The organism is Chitinivorax sp. B (assembly GCF_005503445.1).
Classification (GTDB): domain Bacteria; phylum Pseudomonadota; class Gammaproteobacteria; order Burkholderiales; family SCOH01; genus Chitinivorax.
On sequence record NZ_SCOH01000115.1, the window covers coordinates 1 to 3,014 of the forward strand.

The 3,014-nt window shown below is 61.7% G+C and carries 1 protein-coding gene; it reads right to left on the reverse strand.

Annotation, left to right across the window (positions count from 1 at the left end):
* Positions 1-3,014: non-ribosomal peptide synthetase (locus tag FFS57_RS24505; RefSeq protein ID WP_137940447.1), on the reverse strand; the 3,014-nt coding region annotated here is incomplete at both ends.

Genomic DNA, 3,014 nt, shown 5'->3' on the forward strand with positions numbered 1-3,014 from the left:
AGCTCGCCATAGGTCAGCGACTGCCCCCGGTACCGTACCGCGACGGCTGCCGGTGTCGCCGCCGCCTGGGCTTCGATCAGTTCATGTACGCACTGGCCTTGCGGATAGGCACGTTGGGTCTGGTTCCACTCCGTCACTTCATGCGCACGTGCCGCATCGCTTTGCAGCGGTAGGCTGGTAAGTAATCTATCCGGCTGTGCCAATGCCGCCTGCAGCAGTATGGCAAAATGGTCGCTCAGCTGAACAATGGTCTCGTGCCGGAACAGGTCACTGCTGTATTCCCAGCTCAGATCCAGTGACGCTGCTTCTTCACTGACGTTGAGCGTCAGGTCGAACTGTGATGTCGTCTGCTCAGGGTCGACGAAATCGATCTGTAAGGTGTTGAGCTCAATAGCCTTACTACTATTATTCTGTAGCGACAGCATCACTTGGAACAATGGGCTGTAGGCCAGTGACCGTTGCGGCTTGAGCACTTCGACCAGTCGGTCGAACGGCAATTGCTGATGTGCATAGGCATCAAGCAGGGTCGTTCTACTTTGTGCCAGGAGCGATGCAAAGCTCTCTTGTCCGGACAGATCCGCACGAAGTACCAGGGTATTGACGAAAAAGCCGATCAGATTGGCAACATCCAACTGTTCTCGATTGGCAATCGGTGTACCGATGACAATGTCGGTTTCACCGCTGTAGCGCGACAATAGTGCCGCAAACACCGCGTGCAGCCCCATGAACAGCGTGGCGCCATCACGTTGGCAAGCGGCACGCAAGGCAGCCGTTGTGTCGGCATCGATTCGACTGCGATGGATACGCCCGACAAATCGCTGTTGGGATGGGCGCGGAAAATCAAGCGGCAAGTTGTGGGCATCCGGCAGATCGGCCAACTGCCTGGACCAATAGGCCAACTGGGCATCAATGTGTGCGAGTTGTTCTGGTTGCCGTTGCCATGCCGCGTAATCGCCATATTGAATCGGCAATGGGGGTAAGCTCGGTTCGTGCCCGGCTGTCAAAGCTGCATACGCGGCGCAGCATTCCTCCACCAGAATGGCTTCGGACCAACCATCGGCTGCAATGTGATGAACCACCAGTGCCAGCAGATACTGACGAGACGTCAGACGCAACATGCATGCGCGAAATGGCAGGTCATGCGCCAGATCGAATGGCTGCGCCACCAGCGATTCCACCACGGCTTGCCATTCGGATGCTTGTTCACTCACTTCTCGTATCTGCAACAGCGGCAATGGCAGCTTGGCCAACGGTTGCTGCCAGATTCGATCGCCGTCCTGATGATAGGTACTGCGCAGTACTTGGTGTCGATCCAGTACATGACGCAGTGCGGCTTCAAGCGCAGTGATATCCAACTCACCGTCAATCTTCAGCAAAGTGGTCATGTGGTAGTGCAGGCTGCCCCCTTCCATCTGATCCAGCACCCAAAGACGCTGCTGGGCAAACGACAGGGGGGCCGCCTGATCCGCTGGTCGCGACTGCATCGGCACCACGGCCGTGCTGGTGGTCGGGGTACGCTCCAGCACACTCGCCAGCTGTGACAGCGTCTGTGCTTCAAACACCGTGGCCACCGGCAGTTCGAGGTCGGCACGTCGCCGCAGTTGGGCCACCAGTTTCATCGCCAGCAACGAATGGCCGCCGATCGCAAAGAAGTTGTCCTGCGCCGACACCGGTTGCGCCAGTCCCAGCATCTCCTGCCAGATCGAGGCCAGCAGTTGTTCCATCGCCGTCACCGGCGCCACGAACTGCCCTTCTCCTCCAAAGTCCGGGGCTGGCAGGGCTTTGCGGTCCAGCTTGCCATTGCCAGTCACCGGCAGGGCTGCCAGCTGGACGAAGGCGGTCGGGATCATGTAGTCCGGCAGGTGCTCACGCAGCACCTCCCGCCAGTGGGCAGGTCGGGGTTCGCCTTCACACACCACATAGGCCACCAGCCGCAGGTCGGTGACGCTCAGGGCATGGGCAACCACCAGCGCATCACGGATGCCGTCGCTGCGCCGCAACTGGGTCTCGATCTCGCCGAGTTCGATCCGGAAGCCACGGATCTTCACCTGGTGGTCAGCCCGACCCACCAGTTCGACCACACCATCTGCCCGGAACCGGGCGATGTCGCCGGTCCGGTACAGCTTGGCGCCCGCCCGCGTGCTGAACGGGTCGTCGATGAATTTGTCGGCGGTCAGGTCCGGTCGGTTCAGGTAGCCCCGGGCCACGCCCGGGCCACCGATGCACAGTTCTCCCGCCACCCCCAACGGAACTGGCTGCAAGGCGCTGTCCAGCAGGTAGATCCGGCTCTGGGCGAACGGTCGTCCGATCGGGACCATGCCGCTCCAGCTTTCACCGGCCGGGGCTTCGTAATAGGTGCTGTCGATGGTGGCTTCGGTCACCCCATAGGTGTTGATCAGCCGGACCTGCTCGCCGCACACCTGCCGCAACAGCGCATGGTCGGTTGCATACCAGCTGTCCGAGCCCACGATCACCAGTCGCAGACGGTCCAGATGCTGGCCCTGTTCCTGCACCCAACCCGCCAGTTCCCGCAGCACCGCCGGGACGAATTCTGCCGCGGTGATGCGCTGTTGTTGCAGGTAGTCATGCAGTTGGGCCGGGTCCAGCAGCACCGGTCGTGGGCAGATCACCAGGGTGTTGCCGGTGGCCAGGGTGCGCAGCAGGTCGCCGGCGTACACGTCGAAGTTGGCATTCGCCATCTGCAGCCAGCGGTCCTGACCCGGCTGCAGTTGGTATACCGCCTGCCAGGCATCGGCAATCGCCATCAGGCTGTGATGGGCGATCAGTACCCCTTTCGGTTTGCCGGTGGTGCCTGAGGTGAAGGTGGCGTAGGCCAGTTGGGTCGGCTGCAGGGTCACCGCCGGGGGGTTGTCAGGCAGGCTGGGGTCAGCCAGGATGGCTTCGATCCCGATCAGCTGGCTGCCCGTGCCCGCCAAGGATGCGTGGTGGGCGGCATCCACCACCAGCCACGCCACCGCCGCCTCGCTGAGGATGTCGGCTACCCGGGCCGGCGG